Here is a 14,430-nt window from a genome sequence, read left to right as displayed (position 1 = left end):
GCCTACAGGTCTCCGACGATGAGTTTCAAGCGCTCAATATCAAACCCGGTAAGTTTCATGGCGATTGGAACTATACGCTTCTTCCTCGCTCTTAATCGGTAACTTAATTCTTGCCCATGCCTTAGTGCTCCTCTTTTTTTCTCGTCAGTATACGGTATTCACGCTGCGAAGCGCAGGGGTAGCGTCTGGGGCCCACGAACCAAGTACGTGGGCACCCGGGAGACCTTGTCGGCCTTGCGGGCAAACGGTGGACACCCAAATAACAGTGCTTCAAGAGCCGAGCGCGCTTCGAGTCGAGCCAGTGGCGCTCCTAAGCAGTAGTGAATGCCATAGCCAAAGCCGAGCTGATCGGGAGGATTGCGGTCGACATCAAAACGATCCGGTTCAGGATATTTGCGTTGGTCACGATTGGCAGAACCGAGGAGCACAAGGATCGTCGCTCCTGCAGGAATTTTGCCACCCTCCAGCTCGACATCTTGCGTCGCTTGTCGAAAGATCACCTGAACGGCTGAGTCGTAGCGCATCACTTCCTCAATCATCGCCGGAATCGTAACCTGACCAGCTTGTACTTTGGCGAACTCCGCCGGGTGGTCGAGTAACGCTAACACACAGTTACCGATCAAGTTCGTCGTTGTTTCATTACCCGCACCGAGGATCAACACCGTCAAGCCGAGGACCTCGATGGACGTCAGGACCTGGCGCTCTTCCTCGGCTTGCACAAAGGCCGTGATGAGATCGTTACCCGGTTCAGTGCGACGCTTCTCAATCATAGCGCCAATGTACTCACGGAACTCTTTGATACTTTGCTTAATCTCCGCACGGACGGTTTCATCAGTGGGATGATTGAGCGTACGCACCACGTCATTTGACCAGCGCTTAAAATCTGTCTGTCGTTCCACCTCAACACCCAAGATCTCGGCAATCGCAATGACTGGGAGCGGCACTGCCAGTGAGGAAACGATGTCAACTTCTGCTTGTTTCTTCAATGGCTGGAGGAGCCGTTGGGCAATGGCTTGTACATGCGGCACCATCTCGCGAATGCGGCTTGGGGTAAATCCCTTGTTGGCCAGCTTGCGCATGCGGGTGTGGTCTGGTGGGTTCATTGACAGCAGGCCCGGCGCTTCAGGAACAACGACGAGATCACCCGAAGCCGCCTCATTCCACAACGCAGAGGAAAACAGACGGGGGTTACGAAGAATATAATCGACATCCGCATAGCGACTGACTGCGTACGCTTGCATCGACTCGACCCACGCCACCGGAGCGTTATCGCGCAGTTCTTTATAGTATGGATACGGGTTATCCTGCACTACTGGTGAGAGTGGGTTGTAATCCATCGAGCACTGTTCCTTCCTTTACAACTTGCGGCATTGTTATTTTCAAAGTGTGGCGATTCCGTCTAGTAGTCAGTCCATTTAATTTTGCGGGATAGGGTTTCGTCATGCCCGCGCAGGCGGTCATCCAGGGAACTTCAGCAGTGGCCTGTCGTTAAGCCGCCTGGATTCCCGCCCTCGCGGGAATGACGTCCCTTGAGTTATCCATCAAAACTTTCTGGACTATCCACTAGAGGCTCTGTGGTATAAACCTCTGCCAGTGCAGGTGTCAATCGTTCAACTGACCTTGACGTCATGTGACCTGCCAGGCGCCGTATCCGTTGCTCATTTGATCCGCGTCAATACAAACACCGGAATCTGCCGCGTGGTCTTCTGCTGATATTCTTTGAAGATCGGCATCTGTGCCGCTTGCTGGTCGTAGAGTCGTTGTCGTTCTGCGCCTGTGGTGGCCACTGCTTTGACCTGAAAGCGTTCGGCACCGACTTCGACTGTTGCTTCTGGGTTGGCAATCAGGTTGTGATACCAGGGTGGATTCTTGGGACCACCCGCGAACGAAGCAATGATGACCATACGATCGCCATCTTTGCTGTAGACCAGGGGCTTGGTGATGGACTGGCCACTTTTGGCGCCGGTCGTGGTCAGCAGCAGCATTGGCATCCCGGCCATCTGGCCGCCGACTTTCCCTTGATTGGCACGAAACTCAGCAATGACCTTCTGATTGAAGTCGTGTAGTTCTGACATATGTCCTCCTTATGCACAGGCTATTGTGTAGACGTTACGTAGTCCCGTCGGCAGGGGATATTCCCGCCATGTCTCCCCCTTGTCCAGGGTGCCAAATACTTGTCCAATACTATTGACGCCGTAGATACAGCGGGGGTCGCGTGGACTCACGCTGACCGACATCATCGTCCGTCGCGGTGTGACGTCATGATCGAAACGTTGCCAGGTCTCGCCCAAGTCTTGGCTGCGATAGATCGAGCCCGCCTGACTCATCGCGGCTGGGCTGAGCGCGGCGTAGAGTGTCTGTGGGTCGTCGGGTGCAACTTGAATATCGCGACCATAAGCAAACGGAGAGAAACGCCAGATTTCCAACTCCTGCCAGCTCGCTCCTTGGTTGATGCTGCGAAACAGTCCCATGCGATTCGCCAGAAACACGGCACTTTCAGAGGTCGCACTCACGGTGATGGCATGCGCATCCATCATACCCTCAATGTCGGTGTCACTACCGAGTTGGCTGCGCAAATGCGGCTGTGTCGCCAGCGAGAGCAAGGCTGGCGTACAGTCACTCCAGGTGTCTCCTCCATCGAGACTGCAGATGACACCACCAACCTCAAGCGCGGCATAAATATGCTGCGGATTGCGGGGATCGATCGCCAGGCGAATGACGCGCATCGGAAAGCCCATGCGCACTGCTCCAGCAGTCGCGACAATCGGCAAACGTTGCCACGTTTCACCGCCGTTGTCACTGCGATACACCGCTGGCGGTGCCGCCCCGAGATACATAAGTTGTGGGTTCTGTGGGTGGAACACGATTGTCCACACCACGCCACCTTGTTCGGGAAACGCCAGGCGTTCCCAGTGCTCGCCTCTATCACGGCTGCGGTATGGACCGAACTGGGTGCCTGCATAGACAATCTGCGGATCAGACGGGTGAACCGCTATGACCCGCACTTCGACTTTGTCTGGCAACCCACTGGTCAAGTGTTCCCATGTGGTGGCACCGGCGGTCTGGCGAAAGAGGCCACCGAGCAGTCCTGCGTTCAGCGTTTCCGTCCACTGCGGCACACCGACATAGACATAGTGAGGCATGAGCAACTCTCCTTTTCAGCGAAGACAACGCATTCTCCTTTAGCCATGTTTCAGTGCTGTTGGCAAGGAGAACTGGCCAGGCAAATGAAGATTCTCCGGTGAACAGGAGTTCAACACCTCTTGTATTCTTTGCCTCGCGCAGTCACAGTGTAGCGCCAAGGAGGCTAACCATGACACAAGACGAGATCGCACGTGATAAAGCGGCAATTGCGGAACTCATCGCACGTTACAACTACGCCATCGACCACAACGACTATCAAGGCTGGGCGAATACCTTTGCGCCCGACGGCGTGTTCCAAGGCGTGATTGGCCGATTTCACGCGCACAAGGAACTCGACAAATTTATCGCCAGCGTGAAGAGCCTGACCGACAAGTCACCAAATCTACGCCACTATGTGACCAACATCTTGCCTGAGATCACCGGGCATGAAGCGCGCTGCACGAGCTTCCTGTTGATGACCTCGACGACCAAAGGCGGCGTTTCCACGATTGCTCTGGCCGGGGAATACGAAGACCGCTTGGTGAAGATCAACGGCCAGTGGTTGTTCCAACAACGCATTGTTCGAGCTGATGGGGTATAGTGTTTATGGTGGCTTTGCTTTGTGGTTACGGCACTGACGACTGCGAAAGGAACATATGAACGATCAGAACCTCACAAATGGTCATGGCGACGCCGAGCAGTTTACTGAAGCTCTTGCCACGGCCAACGTTCCCACCCTCTTGATGGTGTTAGTACAACTCACAGGAGATCTGCGTTGGCTCGAAGAACCATATCGACCGCATCGTGCACGTGGCATGAATGATAATGACTCCGGCGGACTCCCTACCCGCATTCAAGCCGAGGTTCGCAAAGCGGCGCTGGAAGCAATCTTGGCGTGGCGTGCTGGCAAACCCGTGGCAATTCCTGAACCGTCTGCCGAACTGCGCTGCAAAATGTTGGCCTGCGCAGTGGCCGAAGAGGTTCCGCTGGAATACGATCCACTCATCGCGGCGGATCTGCCATTGGCCCAGCATGAGGTCGTCGAGAAACTTCCCGTCCCAGATGGATTTCATGCTCTGATCATTGGCGCTGGCGTCTCAGGCTTGTGTGCCGCAATTAAGTTCAAGCAAGCTGGTATCCCGTTCACTATCTTGGAAAAAAGCTCGCAGGTCGGCGGGATTTGGCGTGACAACCGCTATCCGGGTGCAGGCGTCGATACGCCTAATCACCTCTACTCATACACATTCGCTCCGTATGATTGGACGAAGTATTTCGCCCTGCGCGATGAGCTGCACGGGTATCTCAAACATGTCGCAGACAAATTCGACTTACTGCCACACATCCGCTTCAACACCGAGGTCAAATCGGCCAACTACAACAAAGACACGCAAAAGTGGGAAGTGACGACTCAACGCGACGATGGCTCACGTGACGTGATGAAATCGAATGTACTCATCAGCGCTGTGGGCATCTTCAACCCCATCAAATTTCCCAACATCAAAGGGCTCGATCGTTTCGCTGGCCCCCGTTTCCACACCGGCGAATGGCCGGACAATGTTGATCTCACTGGGAAACGAGTCGCGATGATCGGCAACGGCGCGAGTGCGATGCAGACCGGACCCGCGATCCAAGACAAGGTGAAGTCGTTAACCATCTTCCAGCGCTCAACCCATTGGGTCGCCCCTAACGAACAGTTTGGTCAGCCAATCCCTGAAGCGATGCGCTTTCTGCTGCGCGAAGTACCACTCTATCGTGCCTGGTATCGCATCCGCCTCGGTTGGGCGTTCGGCGACCGCATTCATATCACCTTGCAAAAAGATCCAAATTGGGAGTACCCAGATCGTTCACTCAACAAAGCCAACGACTCGCATCGCGCTTATTTCACCCAGTACATCGTCTCCGAACTCGGCGACAGAAAAGACTTGTTGGAGAAAGTCGTACCGCCCTACCCGCCGTTCGGTAAGCGCATGCTGATGGACAATGGCTGGTACCGCATGTTGAAGAACGACAAGGTCGCGCTGGTGGATAATCCTATTGTCGAGATCAAGCCGGATCGGGTGGTGACCAAAGACGGTAAAGAATATGAAGCCGACGTGTTGATCGTCGCCACTGGCTTCGATGTCTTGCGTTTTCTGACAACCTTCGAGGCCCACGGACGCTCAGGTCGCAGCTTGCGCGAGGTCTGGGAAGATGACAACGCCAAGGCCTATCTCGGTACGGTCATCCCTGACTTCCCCAACTTCTTCTGTCTCTACGGTCCAAACCTGCAACCCGGCCACGGCGGCAGCCTCATCTTCGTCGTCGAAATGCAGATGCGCTACGTCATGGACGTGATGAAAAAAATGTTGACGCAAAATCTTGGTGCAGTCGAATGCCGCCAAGACGTACAGGACGCCTACATCGAAGGCGTCGACAAAGCCCACGCCAACATGGTGTGGACACATCCCGGCATGGAGACCTACTATCGCAATGATCGCGGGAGAATCGTCGTCAACTCGCCGTATAAGAACACCACCTTCTACGACATGACCAAAGAAGCCAATTTAGCGGACTTCAATGTCGAGCCACGGCAGGAAGCGTAAATTGTAGGCCGGAATAAGCCTGTCCTGCTTCTCTTCAGCAAAAGCACTCATCCTTGAAAATCCTGACTTGAACTCCCGATTTTCAAGGATGAGTGGCACCACTCGTGATCGGATTTGGCTCTTGAAATTACGACCGATTGAGTTGCTAGGTTCTGAGTGCGTTGATAGACCGCTGCAAGTTAGCTCGCGCACTGATTTCATAGCGATCGAAGAAATACGCCATATTGAAGATTCTGGGGCGTGCAAGAAACTCTTGAAGGATCTTCTTGCGGGTTTGGCGAAAGAGATCTTCTGGCGCCCACGCGTACTCGCTACGAACCTGCCGTTCGTATTCATCGAAGCGTTCGGTGAGTGCGCCCAGAATGGAAAGATCGATATCGACGAGAATTTTCGCGTCGGTCTCTACAGGAACCGCACTATGACGGGTTACCATGACTAACTCATAGACCCGGTTCGCGCTGTCGTCTGGCAATCCTGCTCGCAACACTTCAGCCTTTGCCCATTCTGCACTCCGCAGTTCATTATCTTGGCGTTTGGCGTCATAGATGACGTCGTGAAACCACAGGGCGAGAGCAATTTCGTGTGGATGGTGCGCAAGTGGCTGCACATGGGGTATCCACGCCAAGCATTCGTCAAGATGCTGGGCGGTGTGGTAGCTGCGGTGCGCTTCAGAATAGCGCCCTAGCAGTTCGTAGAATAAGGGAACATTGCCGTTGGTGACGCCTAAGCCTCTCCATATGTCGTGCCATTGTTCCAGGTTTGGCATTGTTACCCAATCCGCTCAGGAGGCAAGAGAACGCCCTGCGGCGTAACTCCCAATCCGGCACTGGCGTATTTCTGCATGATTATTGATTCTGCGCATCAAGCGCGGCTTTGAAGTCCCCGGTGCGCAGTGTTCCGAGAACATTCAATTGTTCATCAAGGACATGGAACAACTCATCGCTCTCGCCGCGTACGCTGTACTGCAACACACAGCCGCTGGCGCCACCCCCTTCTTTATGCGCGTCTCCAGGTTTGCTGGAAGTAAACCGACCAACTGGACGCACTTCTCTCTTCTTGCCATCGGGTTCATAGATGATGTGCTCGCCATCGACCACAAACGTATTCGTCAGTGCAAGATGGCGGTGGATGAAGATCTTCTCGTTCGCTGCAAACTTGACGATGAAATCAGCGATGTTGTTCTTCTCATCAACGGCGAAGATAAATACTTCAAAATGTTCAAAGTCCCCTAACTTCTGCCAGCGAATGTTACGGTCGTCGAAACGGTACGAAGGGGTCTGAGATTGAGTCGTTGCCATAGCACCTTCTCCTTGAATGGATCGATCTGAACACCTATCGGAGATCGCCACCCCTGTCCACAGTTTCACCATGAAAAAGGCTCAGGTTACGAAAGAGAAATCTTTTGCTATGAGAAGAGACCACTCAGCAAAGGAGGATCGTTTATGAGCCGCTTATTTGGCGAAATGCGACAGATTGCCTTTGTCGTGCGCGACCTCGATAAGGCGCTACGTTATTGGACCGAGACGATGGGCGTTGGACCTTTCTATTTGTTCAAGAATTTTGTCCCGACCGATTATCTCTACCGTGGCAAACCGGCACCAGCACCGCATGTGACCCTTGCACTGGGTTTTTCCGGTGAGATGCAAATCGAGTTGATCCAACAGCATGACGATCATCCCAGTGCCTATCGTGATTTTCTTTTGGCTGGTCATGAAGGCTGTCAGCATGTGTCTTCGTGGACAACGCGCGCAGAGTATGACCAAACCTACCAGGCCGCTCGTGCACGCGGTGTACAGCCAGCGCATGAAGGTGTCGTGCCAGGCAGTAACATTCGCTTTGTCTATTTTGCCACCGACTCAGCGCCAGGCGGATTGCTCTACGAAATGGCGGACCTGAAAGAAACACCTTTGTATGACACGATGATGAAGATTCGTGACGAGGCGCGCCGGTGGGATGGTACCAACCCGATTCGTGAACTTTCGTTTACCTAACGCAAAGCACAAAAGCGTGGTACACTCTGTTAGTGAAGCAAGAAGCCGTAGCGTGCGCATAGCGCACACTACCGCAACTACATCAAGCCACAGAAGATCGACACAACCGGATTGTCACCCTGAGTGAAACGAAGGGTCTCGCAGAGAGATTCTTCGCTCCGCTCAGAATGACAGGGGTGAAACGTCCGAAGACGAAGTGTACGAATGTTCTCGCGTCCAATGTAGGATCATACCGTCCGGGCTTCTGTTTATCCCTCTTGTCGTCAATTCCCCCTATCGCAACACCACTTTCTACAACATGACCAAACCAGCGATCCTGCTCTTGCATATGCAGGGGGCGCGTTCCGTCGCTGTTCATTTGTGCGGTGCAGTGAGCCAGCGATCAAATGCTTCCTATGACTCACTCTGAGTGAACGCGTATGCAAGGCGATCAACCATGCCAACGCGGATAATGTGGTCACGATTGCCGAGCGTGAGATGAGGTTGCACCTCAGTGACATAACCTCTCTTGCCTCTCGCTCGGTACTAAAGACTCTGGTGATGTGGCCGAAACAAGACTACACGGGGGATTCCACAAAAGAGATTCATATGACAAAGCAGCTATTCACAAAATATAGTCTTGTTGCAGCAATCGCTCTACTATGCTGCGGCGTGGCAAAAGCAGGGGACAAAATCGAGACAGCGGGTAAAGCTACCGCCGTTGAGAAACCCGTCGCACAGGAGATCTTGGATATCCTGCGCGCCAACAACCAGATCACTACGCAACAGTATGACGCGCTGATGGTCAAAGTGAACGCTGAGGTAAGCAAATCTGCAGGGGAGGGGAAACGTACTCCTGGCACGCTGCGGGTCTTTTGGAAAGATGGGCTGAACTTCGAGGGCGGTGATGATGCTCCAGTCAAATTCCAGACCGGTGGCTACTTCCAGGCCGACTGGGCATACACAAGCCCAGATACGAAACTCGCAGCCAAGCTCGGCAAGTCATCAACTGGGACACAGATGCGGCGAGCACGGCTTTCCGTCGCAGGGAGCCTCTACGATACCGCGGAGTATAAGTTTGAGTCTGACTTGGCAGCCGGAGCCGTCAAAATCATGGATGCCTACGTGCAACTCAATAGCCTACCCTGGGTAGGGACGATGCGCATGGGGCACTTCAAAGAGCCCTTTGCTTTGAGTGAGGTCACCAGTGACCGGTATGAGACGTTTATGTAATCGGCATCGTTGGAAGAAGCCTTCGTTCCTTCTCGTAACGTAGGCATTATGCTTCAGAACCATGCCTTCGATAAACGGATGACATGGGCGATCGGTGGATTTCGCGAAACCGATGATGTCGGCAAAGGCTTCGATAGCAATTCGCAGTACAATCTGACGATGCGGGTGACAGGAACTCCGTGGTATGCGGAGCAAGGCCGTAAGCTCGTACATCTTGGCTTGTCGTATAGCCACAAGTTTCGCAACAATGACCAAATCCGCTTTAGGGCGCGCCCGGAAGCCCATCTCGCGCCAGTGTTAGCCGATACAGGGAACCTGACGAGTGACGGCATCAACCTTCTGAACCCAGAGTTAGCCGTCGTGTATGGCCCGTTCTCGTTACAGGCAGAGTATACCTCAGCGATGGTGGAGCGGCCCAAAGCGAAGGGACTCACATTTTCGGGCTACTACATGGAAGCGAGTTATTTTCTCACTGGCGAAAATCGCCAGTACAAAAATACCGGTGGTTTCTTTGGCGGCGTGTCACCGAAGCAAAACTTCGATGGCCAGGGGCATTGGGGTGCATGGGAAATCGCCATGCGCTATTCGGCGTTGGATTTGAACGACAGAACCGTTCGCGGTGGGAAACTTAGCGGCTTCACCACCGGTGTTAACTGGTATCTGAACCCGAACATGCGGGTTATGGCTAACTATAGCCTCGCGCACCGCAGTGCGTTCGCGGATGCCAATATCCTCCAGGTCCGAGCCCAATTGCTTTTCTAATCGGTTTTGAGACTCGTCAGAATAAAGCGTACTCCAGTGTAAATCGCCGAAAGTACAGGGAGCGAGCCAAATGTCGGTGCGTCTGTAGATTACTGAAAGTGATGTGGTAGTTTTGTACATGAATGGGGGTCGCAGACCGATAACCCACAAAAACAATACTCCGTGAAAATCCGTACTCGAACTCGTGATTTTCACGGAGTATCACTAATCCACGAATTGCTAATACCCTCGTTGCCAATCAATAACGTTGGCCAGCGGCTCGTTGTTAAGGTAGCGACGCAGGTTGTCACAAAAAAGGTCCAAGCCTTTCGCCAGGGACACATCCGTGCCAACGGAGGTGTGAGGTGTGATAACCACGTTGGGCAACTCCCACAGCTCTGCGGGTGGCGGGCCGGTGAATTCGCCGTCGTAGACATCAAGCATGGCGCCAGCAATCCGCCGTTCGCGCAGCGCGGTTACCAGCGCCGTTTGATCGATCAGTTCTCCGCGCGCGACGTTGATGAGATATGCTGTTGGTTTCATCGCCTGCAACTGCGCTGCCCCAAGCAGCTTGTCGGTCTCTGGGGTCCACTGCGCACACACCGCAACAACGTCACTCTCACTGAGTAACGACGACAGTGCCTTAGGTGGAAGGAGCTGCTCGACACCCTGCGTGTTTTGTTCAGGCGCGCGCACTGAGCGCCGCGTCGCGATTACGCGCATGCCCACTGCTTTGGCGAGGCGGGCGACTTCACTGCCGATGCCACCCAAGCCGACAACGCCTAGTGTCTTTCCCTGCAGCAGAATCGAGCGGTATGCACGACGATCAAAACTCTGCTGTTGCTGATCATGAAACGCCTGCGGCAGCGATTTAGCGAACATCAACACGCCAGCAACCACATACTCCGCGATCGGCAGAGCATTGTTCACTCCACGTGAGGTAGTGGCGGTCACATTACTGCCCCACAGATCGCCCATACGCAAGTTTGATGCACCTGCCGGTGTTTGATGAAGCCACCGCAACCGCGGCGCACGGGCATGAAGATCAAGTGGAAAAGGGAAACGGATGCAGATCACCTCAGCCTGAGCCAACAATGCCTCGCGCTCAGCCCGCGTCGTCTTACTGCCTGCAATCAAGGACTTGGGAACGTAACGTTCGACAGTTTCCGTGGGCCACGTCTCGGCGTACTCCACTTCGAACACGCCTCGTGCATCGATCACGCGAATGCGCGGATCGACCGCAGCAATGCGTTCCAGTGGTTGTTCACCGACAGCGCCCAACACGAGAACGGTTACTGGTTCCATAACGCTCCATCACTCCCACATCAATCGTTGTGCGCAATGATACGGCCACGCTCTGCCGCGGACGGTGGCGACGGCGGCTGTGGTAGCGCTAGCTTCTGTTTCAACCCGTCGTTGGCGACCGTTGTCACTCCTTGTGTAGTCAATTGGTATTTATCCAAATACTGTAGCGGCGCAAGCAGCGTAATCGCCTGTCTTTCACATTCTGCGATAGTGTCGTCTGTCCCGGCGATGGAGGCGTACGCATACGGCACGCCAGCAAAGAAGGAAGTAAACAAACCGTCCCAGTGGTGAGGAATATGCGTTTGTGGCCGCAGGACCTTGCCAACGACCTCAGCGAGTCGACGGTCGCTGTAGCCAATCCACAGTGCCACCTGCTCAAGTTTTGCTGCTCTCATAGCACCACGCAGGTTGTCCTGTGACGACGCTTGGGGTGGCACGAACGTGAGATTGGCAAACGTGAAGCCCTGTGCTTTGAAGAACTGCTCGTCTATGGGCGCTGCCTTCTGAAAGGTGTCGGCATTGCCAGTGTTGGAATAGAACCAACTGACCGCTCCTTTGGCTGTACTCACAGTGAAGAGGTATGCACGCGCGCCACCGCCGTTGGGAAAGTCCTCCAACGTACCGGGCCGGAGGCCCTCAGCACCGGCGGCAACCGCAGGGTTCTTCGCTAACTCAACTGGCGTATAGAGGACGCGACCCATAGGTGTCGCCACATCACCACTGTGATTCCAGCGGACAACACGGACAGTGGCATGCTCGCCCAGTGAGAGTACTTCTCCTCCCTCTACCGTTGTGCATTGCCGTTCTGGCACTCCCTGTGCCACCGCCTGGAGACAGGTGGAACGTGCCCCGATGATACGGGCTCCGGTGAGTTTAGCCCACGTCGCGGTGTCAAAAGAATGATCAAAGTGGCTATGGCCGGTCAGGATAAAATCAACTTTACCACTCTCGCCCAGAGCCGCGATGACTCGCTGTATTGCTGCTTCGTCCGGCTTACTAGGCGTCGCCGTGGCAAAACCCACACCCGAAAAGGCAGATTCTGGAATGCGTGTGATATAGCCATCGGTGAGAATACGGGTCGATCCTACCTCAAACAGCCAGTTAGTGACCGATAGCCAGGTGAGATGCACACGTTCTGGCTTTTGGCTCTCGGCCCAGAGTGGCGCTGTATACACTCCCAGTAATGAAGCCACGAGTAGCGTGCAAACCAGGAAGCCCGCACGAATGAAGTTCCTCACGATCTGCCCCTCCTTCAGCACTAGGTACAGGAACCGCTCCCTGCGACAGGCTCCTGCATTACCCACCATCTCCAATGCCATACTTTCTCATCAAGCGATACAACGTCGTCCGTTCAATGCCAAGGCGTTTGGCGGCCTCACCTCGGGCACCGCCGACTTCCTTCAATACCGCACGTACGTGGTCTGCGGCGGCACGATCGAGAAAGGTTTGCAAGTTCTCGTGCGACATCGTTTTCTCGGGTGAGGATGTGTCATGAGTCCCGTCGATCAGTAAATCTGCCAACTCAAGATGATCGTGCTGGGCAAGAACGACGCCGCGCTCGATGATATTCTCCAGTTCGCGTACGTTCCCTGGCCAGGAATGTCGACGCAGATACTCGTCAACTGCTGGAGTCCACCCGTTGACGTGGCGCGACAGCTCCGCGTTCCACTTAGCGAGGAAATGCTGCGCCAGCGGGAGGATGTCCTCGGGGCGATCCCGCAACGGAGGCAAATGAATCGGAATCACTGCGAGGCGAAAGTAGAGGTCCTCACGAAAACGACCGGCGGTTACCTCTGCACGCAGGTCACGATTCGTCGCGGCCACGAGGCGTACATCGACCGCACGCTCGGTGGTCCCACCGACACGGTAGAAACGCCGCTCCTGCAGCACGCGCAACAGCTTCGCTTGCGCGTCGGCGCTGACTTCCGCGATCTCGTCGAGAAACAGCGTGCCGCCATCGGCGCGCTCGAACAGTCCAGCTTTGGTACGATCTGCGCCGGTAAACGCTCCTTTCTCATGGCCGAATAGTTCTGATTCCAAAACACTCTCGGCGAAGGCTTTACAATTGACGGCGACAAACGGACCACTGACGCGATCACTGTGATAATGCACCGCGCGAGCGATCACTTCTTTGCCAGTGCCACTCTCGCCGGTAACCAGAACAGTGCTCCGACTTCTCGCCGCGCGGCGCACCAAGGCCAACACGTCGTGCATCACTGCGCTTTCTGCGATCAAGGCATCGGGTTGGTAACGGCTGCGTAATTCGGCACGAAGGTAGCGGTTGTCGCGCGCTAAGCGGGTGACATCGAGTGCGAGACGGACGAGCGCTTTGAGTTCATCGTTGTCGAAGGGTTTTTCCACGTAATCAAATGCGCCGTGGCGCATCGCGGCAATGGCTGTGGAGACTGTGGCGTGCGCAGTGATCAGAATCACAGGGAGTTCTGCGTCGATCTGCTTGGCGTGCTGTAACACCGTCAGCCCGTCGGCACCAGGCATTTTGAGGTCTGTGATCAGGACATCGCAGGGTTCAGCCTGCAGTACAGCGAGGGCTGTCCGCGCATCGACAAAGGGAGACACCTCATATCCCTCACGACGAAAGACCATCGCGAGAATATCCACCATCCGTTGCTCATCATCGAGAATCATCAAGCGCGGCTTCATTCCGCCTGCTCCTGCATTGTCAGCGGTCCCCGCACCGGCAAACGTAACCGGAAGCGCGCACCGGAGCGGATTGTTTCTGTGCTTGTATTGGTTACCACTTCAATCGCACCGCCATGAGCTTGCACGATCCGTGCAGCCATCGGTAGTCCGAGGCCAGTGCCGGAGGGTTTGGTAGTAAAAAAGGGTTCAAACACTCGCTCCGCGTCGGCTGGCGCAATGCCAGGTCCGGTATCAATAACCTCCACGCTCACATCTTCGCGGATGCCTCGCGTCCGTAGCGTGATTTGCCCATGACTACCGATCGCTTCAGCCGCATTGGTGAGGAGCCCAAACACGACTTGCGCGACCAGGTCTGGGTCAGCCATCACTGACGTTACCTGTCGATCGCCCTCTCGGATCACAGTTATATCGCGACGTTGAAGTTCGTCTTTGGTCAGCAGCAGCGCTTTATCGATGACCTCATGGACCATCACCGACTGTAAGCGCAATTCGGCTGGACGAGCGAAGTTTAACAAGGCGGTAATCAAGCTATTCAAGCGGTAAATTTCCTCGCGGATAAAGTCACACGCGCGATACGCTTCCTCTGCGGCAGTAAAGTGCTCACGAATCATCGATGCCGAGGCGCGGATAACACCGAGAGGGTTACGGACCTCATGCGCGATCCCAGCCGCCAGTCGACCGATCGCGGCTAAGGCATGGGCAAGAATTAAGTTACCGATTAAGAGCGAGGAAGAAGCGTATAGTTCCAATCGCCATGAAACTTACCGGGTTTGATATTGAGCGCTTGAAACTCATCGTCGGAGACCTGTAGGCCT

Annotated in this window: 14 protein-coding genes; 5 read left to right on the top strand and 9 right to left on the bottom strand. The window is 54.7% G+C overall.

Translation table 11 applies throughout. The annotated features are described in order from the left end of the window. Positions 1-158: 158 nt before the first annotated feature. The 3 genes from FJ147_22465 to FJ147_22455 all read right to left on the bottom strand — a co-directional run bounded on the left by FJ147_22465 (position 159) and on the right by FJ147_22455 (position 3,143). Entirely contained in the window at positions 159-1,337 is a 1,179-nt protein-coding gene (locus tag FJ147_22465; protein MBM4258651.1) for a cytochrome P450, read from the bottom strand. Between the two features lie 321 nt (positions 1,338-1,658). Further along, on the bottom strand, positions 1,659-2,075 hold the full coding sequence (locus tag FJ147_22460; protein MBM4258650.1) for a nitroreductase family deazaflavin-dependent oxidoreductase: 417 nt from the start codon (positions 2,073-2,075) through the stop codon (positions 1,659-1,661). Positions 2,076-2,084: 9 nt separating this feature from the next. Beyond that, positions 2,085-3,143 (bottom strand): hypothetical protein, encoded by a 1,059-nt coding sequence (locus FJ147_22455; protein ID MBM4258649.1) that lies wholly within the window; start codon positions 3,141-3,143, stop codon positions 2,085-2,087. A gap of 170 nt (positions 3,144-3,313) precedes the next feature. Here FJ147_22455 and FJ147_22450 point away from each other — a divergent pair, with 170 nt between their 5' ends. Both FJ147_22450 and FJ147_22445 read left to right on the top strand, forming a co-directional pair. After that, entirely contained in the window at positions 3,314-3,724 is a 411-nt protein-coding gene (locus tag FJ147_22450; GenBank protein ID MBM4258648.1) for a nuclear transport factor 2 family protein, read from the top strand. A gap of 55 nt (positions 3,725-3,779) precedes the next feature. Continuing rightward, entirely contained in the window at positions 3,780-5,705 is a 1,926-nt protein-coding gene (locus tag FJ147_22445; protein MBM4258647.1) for an NAD(P)/FAD-dependent oxidoreductase, read from the top strand. 145 nt (positions 5,706-5,850) lie between these two features. Here FJ147_22445 and FJ147_22440 read toward each other — a convergent pair whose 3' ends face one another. Together FJ147_22440 and FJ147_22435 are read right to left on the bottom strand one after the other, a co-directional pair. Further along, on the bottom strand, positions 5,851-6,471 hold the full coding sequence (locus FJ147_22440; GenBank protein MBM4258646.1) for an N-methyl-D-aspartate receptor NMDAR2C subunit: 621 nt from the start codon (positions 6,469-6,471) through the stop codon (positions 5,851-5,853). Between the two features lie 79 nt (positions 6,472-6,550). After that, complete coding sequence (locus FJ147_22435) at positions 6,551-7,003, bottom strand: regulator (GenBank protein ID MBM4258645.1); 453 nt, start codon at positions 7,001-7,003, stop codon at positions 6,551-6,553. A gap of 144 nt (positions 7,004-7,147) precedes the next feature. On the opposite strand from FJ147_22435, the gene FJ147_22430 reads away from it, so the two are divergent. From FJ147_22430 to FJ147_22420, 3 genes are all read left to right on the top strand, one after another. Then, complete coding sequence (locus FJ147_22430; protein ID MBM4258644.1) at positions 7,148-7,696, top strand: VOC family protein; 549 nt, start codon at positions 7,148-7,150, stop codon at positions 7,694-7,696. A 477-nt stretch (positions 7,697-8,173) separates the two neighbouring features. After that, positions 8,174-8,908 carry a hypothetical protein gene (locus FJ147_22425; protein ID MBM4258643.1) on the top strand — a complete coding sequence of 245 codons (735 nt, stop codon included), beginning with the start codon at positions 8,174-8,176 and terminating at the stop codon, positions 8,906-8,908. A 48-nt stretch (positions 8,909-8,956) separates the two neighbouring features. Further along, positions 8,957-9,670 (top strand): hypothetical protein, encoded by a 714-nt coding sequence (locus FJ147_22420; protein ID MBM4258642.1) that lies wholly within the window; start codon positions 8,957-8,959, stop codon positions 9,668-9,670. Between the two features lie 219 nt (positions 9,671-9,889). On the opposite strand, the gene FJ147_22415 is transcribed toward FJ147_22420, so the two are convergent. From FJ147_22415 to FJ147_22400, 4 genes are read right to left on the bottom strand one after another with little or no spacing between them, the layout of a single operon-like run. Beyond that, positions 9,890-10,954 (bottom strand): D-2-hydroxyacid dehydrogenase, encoded by a 1,065-nt coding sequence (locus FJ147_22415; protein ID MBM4258641.1) that lies wholly within the window; start codon positions 10,952-10,954, stop codon positions 9,890-9,892. A gap of 20 nt (positions 10,955-10,974) precedes the next feature. Continuing rightward, a complete protein-coding gene (locus FJ147_22410) occupies positions 10,975-12,273 on the bottom strand; it encodes a hypothetical protein (protein ID MBM4258640.1) in 1,299 nt (432 codons plus the stop codon). Next, positions 12,251-13,615 (bottom strand): sigma-54-dependent Fis family transcriptional regulator, encoded by a 1,365-nt coding sequence (locus tag FJ147_22405; GenBank protein MBM4258639.1) that lies wholly within the window; start codon positions 13,613-13,615, stop codon positions 12,251-12,253. The genes FJ147_22410 and FJ147_22405 overlap by 23 nt, the downstream gene beginning before the upstream one ends. Beyond that, positions 13,612-14,364, bottom strand: coding sequence for a hypothetical protein (locus FJ147_22400; GenBank protein MBM4258638.1), 753 nt, complete (start codon positions 14,362-14,364; stop codon positions 13,612-13,614). Before FJ147_22400 ends, FJ147_22405 begins: the two co-directional genes overlap by 4 nt. Positions 14,365-14,430 lie beyond the last annotated feature (66 nt).

It is taken from the genome of Deltaproteobacteria bacterium, assembly GCA_016874775.1.
Taxonomy (GTDB): Bacteria; Desulfobacterota; Binatia; order Bin18; family Bin18; genus VGTJ01.
Note: the sequence above shows the minus strand (reverse complement) of the source record. Positions and strands in the feature narration are given on the sequence as shown.

What these genes read in the sequence shown, in the direction of transcription:
- FJ147_22425 (MBM4258643.1), top strand. Translation starts at nt 8,174, where the DNA reads ATGAGGTTGCACCTCAGTGACATAACCTCTCTTGCCTCTCGCTCGGTA.
- FJ147_22415 (MBM4258641.1), bottom strand. Translation starts at nt 10,954, where the DNA reads ATGGAACCAGTAACCGTTCTCGTGTTGGGCGCTGTCGGTGAACAACCA.
- FJ147_22410 (MBM4258640.1), bottom strand. Translation starts at nt 12,273, where the DNA reads ATGGCATTGGAGATGGTGGGTAATGCAGGAGCCTGTCGCAGGGAGCGG.
- FJ147_22450 (MBM4258648.1), top strand. Translation starts at nt 3,314, where the DNA reads ATGACACAAGACGAGATCGCACGTGATAAAGCGGCAATTGCGGAACTC.
- FJ147_22430 (MBM4258644.1), top strand. Translation starts at nt 7,148, where the DNA reads ATGAGCCGCTTATTTGGCGAAATGCGACAGATTGCCTTTGTCGTGCGC.
- FJ147_22445 (MBM4258647.1), top strand. Translation starts at nt 3,780, where the DNA reads ATGAACGATCAGAACCTCACAAATGGTCATGGCGACGCCGAGCAGTTT.
- FJ147_22435 (MBM4258645.1), bottom strand. Translation starts at nt 7,003, where the DNA reads ATGGCAACGACTCAATCTCAGACCCCTTCGTACCGTTTCGACGACCGT.
- FJ147_22440 (MBM4258646.1), bottom strand. Translation starts at nt 6,471, where the DNA reads ATGCCAAACCTGGAACAATGGCACGACATATGGAGAGGCTTAGGCGTC.
- FJ147_22455 (MBM4258649.1), bottom strand. Translation starts at nt 3,143, where the DNA reads ATGCCTCACTATGTCTATGTCGGTGTGCCGCAGTGGACGGAAACGCTG.
- FJ147_22465 (MBM4258651.1), bottom strand. Translation starts at nt 1,337, where the DNA reads ATGGATTACAACCCACTCTCACCAGTAGTGCAGGATAACCCGTATCCA.
- FJ147_22405 (MBM4258639.1), bottom strand. Translation starts at nt 13,615, where the DNA reads ATGAAGCCGCGCTTGATGATTCTCGATGATGAGCAACGGATGGTGGAT.
- FJ147_22460 (MBM4258650.1), bottom strand. Translation starts at nt 2,075, where the DNA reads ATGTCAGAACTACACGACTTCAATCAGAAGGTCATTGCTGAGTTTCGT.
- FJ147_22420 (MBM4258642.1), top strand. Translation starts at nt 8,957, where the DNA reads ATGCTTCAGAACCATGCCTTCGATAAACGGATGACATGGGCGATCGGT.